Genomic DNA, 3,430 nt, shown 5'->3' with positions numbered 1-3,430 from the left:
CTCTCGAGGCGTACGCCACTGGCACGCGGCCGAGCGGCATCATGGAGTCGGTGGCGGCGGCCCTGCCGGACGACACGATACGCGAGCTGGCGGCCTATTACGGCCGGCTGAGCGCGTTCGGAAGCGAGAGCCCCGGGAGTTCACAGGCCGCGGGTGCATCCATTGCGCGCGACGGGATTCCCGAGCTTCGCGTCCCGTCGTGCTCCGACTGCCACGGTCCCGGCATCACCCCGCGTCGAGACGTCTATCCCCGGCTGGCCGGCCAGGACGCGGCCTATCTCGTCCAGCAGCTCGAGCTCTTCGAGTCGGGTGCGCGAGGGGGCTCGGAGTTTGCGCACTTGATGGATCCGGTGGCATCGCGGCTTCCGGCAAGCGCTATGCGCGAGGTTGCCAACTACTACGCCTCCCTCGAGGATTGATTGTGCCGAGAGGCTCCTTCGCCTAGCGACGACGCTATCACTATCAAGCTTTATACCGCACTAGTATCGCGGACCCAGGCGAGGAGCGCCCTTCAGCTTGTATTCGGCGTCGATCGACTTCGCCCTCCCTCAATTTCGCGACCCGCGTCTCTAGCGTCGGGAGCTCCCGAGATCACGCTTGCGGTGCCGACGATTACTGCGCCTCTTCGTCACGAGGTGGCGGGGGCGGCTTCTCGCGCTCGGCGCGTTTCCGGAGCTCTTTCTTGTGTTCCGCGTGGACGACGTCTTCACCTTGATGCGCGCTGCCGCCGGTTTTGTAGTGATCGGGGTGCACGTTCTTGTGTTTGCTCAAAGTCTCAACCTCCTCGTTCGCGAGCTCAATAACGGAGGAGCGCGCCGATATCGCCCCGTCGCGACAGTCGTTGCCGGGCGGCCGCGCCGCCGACGAACTCGACTCTCGCGCCGTGCGTAAACGCCCGCTCGATAGCGATGTCGACGACGTTCGCCACCGCTTCGACGATCCCGCCACAGACGGGACAACCGTCGTGCGTCGTCGCCGTCACCCGTCCGCAATGGCGGCACTCCCAGCCCGGCGCCGCGAAATCTTCGGCAAGGATCAGCGTCTCGATCCGTCCTTCGGCGAGCGCGCCCAGAGTGTCGTCGAGACCGCTCACCCCGGGACCGCCCGCTTCCGCTCGATCGCCCATCGTGCGCACGAGCTCTTCTTCCTCGCGATGCTCGGCCTCTTCGCTCGCCGCACGTGCTCTTTCGAGAATGTCGGCCTCCGACTCGTGCTTCACGTCCACCGGAAGCGAAGCGACGAGACGGGAGCGGAGGTGATCGGGCAACAAACGCTCGGTCTCGCGGGTGACCTCAACGGTGCCGCCGAGAATGAGCCGATCGAAGCCCCGGTTCGTGTTGTTCGCGTGGAGCTTCTCGATAGCGGCCACTACCTCGCGCAAGTGTTGCTCGAAATGGACCTCGGTGTGGCGCTCGAAACGCGCTTGCGACCACCCTCCGGTCTTGTGCTGGCCGGGAACCTCGGAGACGATCGTGCCGGCGGGCCTCGCGTGCCGTTGCGCCGAAGTGTAGAACGACGCTTTGTCGCGTTGCACGACACACACGAGAAGACGCGGGTACTCGTCCAGCACGACCGACAACGGACGCGTATTCGTCGTGGTGTCGACGATGAGGAAACCCGGCCGCATGACCTCGAGCGGGATGACTTCCCAGACGCCGGCGGGCCCGCACGAGTAAATGACGAGGGCTTTGCCGCTCGGGGTCCAATCGCGGATGAAAGCTTCGACTCGCGGACGCTCGCGGCGAGCCGCTTTTATTTTCGCCTCCGAGGGTTCGCGGCGCTCGAAGCGCTCGAACGACGACTTGAGCAGGAGTGCCGCCAGGCCGCGCTCGTACATGAGTCGCGGCTCGAGCCGGAGGCACAAGCTGAGGATGAGGTCCTTGGATTCGAGCCGGACCAGCCGCTCGATGAGTGCATCGTCGATTAGGCTCTCGTCCGCTCCAACCCTTTGCTCGGTCATCTTCAGCCTCTCGATTCCAACCCGCCGATCTCCGCCTACTTTCCGGAGGCACGGTAGGCCTCCTCCTCTGGAAGAAGGCCCACCGTCTTCGGGGGATCCAATGGGAGCTCGTCATCGCGAGCCCATCGTTACGGTCCTTTTTCCATTCCACGACAACTCGCTCGGCCAAAACATCGGGTGATGCCCCGAGGTGGTCTTGGGGCACACACCCGACCACTCCAGGAGCCGGCGGAAGAAGATGTGATCGAGCCGACATGGGGTCTCGCTCGGCCGAAAATCCACCGTTCGACCGAAGGAACGGATGTTCGGCCGCCGGTAGCATCCACCCATGAATCGAAGCCACCGGCTGCTTGCACCTCTCCTCGTCGTCGTCGGTGGCAGCGAGATCGCTCACGCGAAGCTTCTCACCGACGACTACCTAGCGGACGTGCGCGAAGCGTTCGCCCACATGTACAACCTGGACTACGAGTCATCGCTCGCTGGGTTCGAAGAGCTCCGAGACGCCCATCCGGGCCATCCGGGCCCGCACCTCGATCTCGCCATCGTCGTTTGGCAGCGAGAGCTGTTCCGCCGGCGGGAGCTGCGGTTGGACCGTTTCGTCTCGCCGGGGCAGTTCTCCGAGTCAACGGACGAGTCGATGCCCGAGGCCGCACGACGCGCGTTCGAATCGCACATCGCCGCGGCGGAGCGGCTCGCGACGGCTCGCTTGGACGCGGACCCGGACGATCCCGACGGCCTCTACTACCTCGGTGAGGTCAGGGCGATTCAGGCGTCGTTCGCGCTCACGATCGAACGTGACAAGATCCGGTCTTTCAAGCTCGGACGAAGGGCGCACGAGCTCCACTATCGTCTCGTCGAGCTCGACCGGAGCCATATCGACGCGTATCTCACGCTGGGCACGTACGAGTACATTGTCGACGACTTGCCGTGGTACGTGAAGTGGCTCGCGACGCTCGTCGGCTTCCAAGGAGACGAAGAACGAGGGCTCGACTTTCTGAAAACCGTCGCCGAGCGGGGTCGCCGCGCGCGGGACGTGGCCCGGGTGCTCACGATGGTGCTCCTCGTTCGGGAAGAACAGCTCGAGAGCGCGCTCGAGCTCGCCGTCTCCCTCGAGGAGGATTTCCCGAAGAACTACCTCTTCGCGTTGAACCGCATCGAAATCCTCGAGAAGATGGACCGGGACGACGAGGCGGTCGAGCAATACCGGCGCCTTTTGGATCGCACGCGAAGACGCCATCTGCCCGATTACGTCCGCGAGCGCGCCGAAGAAGCGCTCGCACAGTAACGGCAGCGCTTCGGGGCTTCGGAATACCGGTTGAGCGTCAGCCACGGTGACGGCGCCCTCGGCGAAGCCGAAGCCATCCGGCAACGAGAGCTCCGACGACCACGCCGATCAACAGCACGAAGAAGATCAACAGGGAAATCGACAGCTCGAAGTGCCACGAGAAAAAGTGCACCACCGCGGGATTC

General features: G+C 64.4%; 4 protein-coding genes. 2 read left to right on the top strand and 2 right to left on the bottom strand.

Features of this window, described 5'->3' with window-relative positions:
- A partial coding sequence (locus VEK15_32875) for a cytochrome C (protein HXV65536.1) occupies nt 1-419 on the top strand: 419 nt, incomplete at its 5' end.
- A gap of 193 nt (nt 420-612) precedes the next feature.
- Here the strand turns inward: VEK15_32875 and VEK15_32870 are convergent.
- Complete coding sequence (locus tag VEK15_32870) at nt 613-771, bottom strand: hypothetical protein (GenBank protein ID HXV65535.1); 159 nt, start codon at nt 769-771, stop codon at nt 613-615.
- Between the two features lie 25 nt (nt 772-796).
- On the bottom strand, nt 797-1,960 hold the full coding sequence (locus VEK15_32865; GenBank protein HXV65534.1) for a Vms1/Ankzf1 family peptidyl-tRNA hydrolase: 1,164 nt from the start codon (nt 1,958-1,960) through the stop codon (nt 797-799).
- Nucleotides 1,961-2,288: 328 nt separating this feature from the next.
- Between VEK15_32865 and VEK15_32860 the strand changes: the two genes are divergently transcribed.
- Nucleotides 2,289-3,245: a hypothetical protein gene (locus VEK15_32860; protein HXV65533.1), complete on the top strand. Its 957-nt coding sequence runs from the start codon at nt 2,289-2,291 to the stop codon at nt 3,243-3,245.
- The last annotated feature ends 185 nt before the right edge of the window (nt 3,246-3,430 follow it).

This window comes from Vicinamibacteria bacterium, from assembly GCA_035620555.1.
In the GTDB taxonomy this organism is placed as follows: domain Bacteria; phylum Acidobacteriota; class Vicinamibacteria; order Marinacidobacterales; family SMYC01; genus DASPGQ01.
Note: the sequence above shows the minus strand (reverse complement) of the source record. Positions and strands in the feature narration are given on the sequence as shown.

Excerpts from the sequence above, each read along its gene's own strand:
- VEK15_32865 (HXV65534.1), bottom strand. The coding sequence starts at position 1,960 with ATGACCGAGCAAAGGGTTGGAGCGGACGAGAGCCTAATCGACGATGCA.
- VEK15_32860 (HXV65533.1), top strand. The coding sequence starts at position 2,289 with ATGAATCGAAGCCACCGGCTGCTTGCACCTCTCCTCGTCGTCGTCGGT.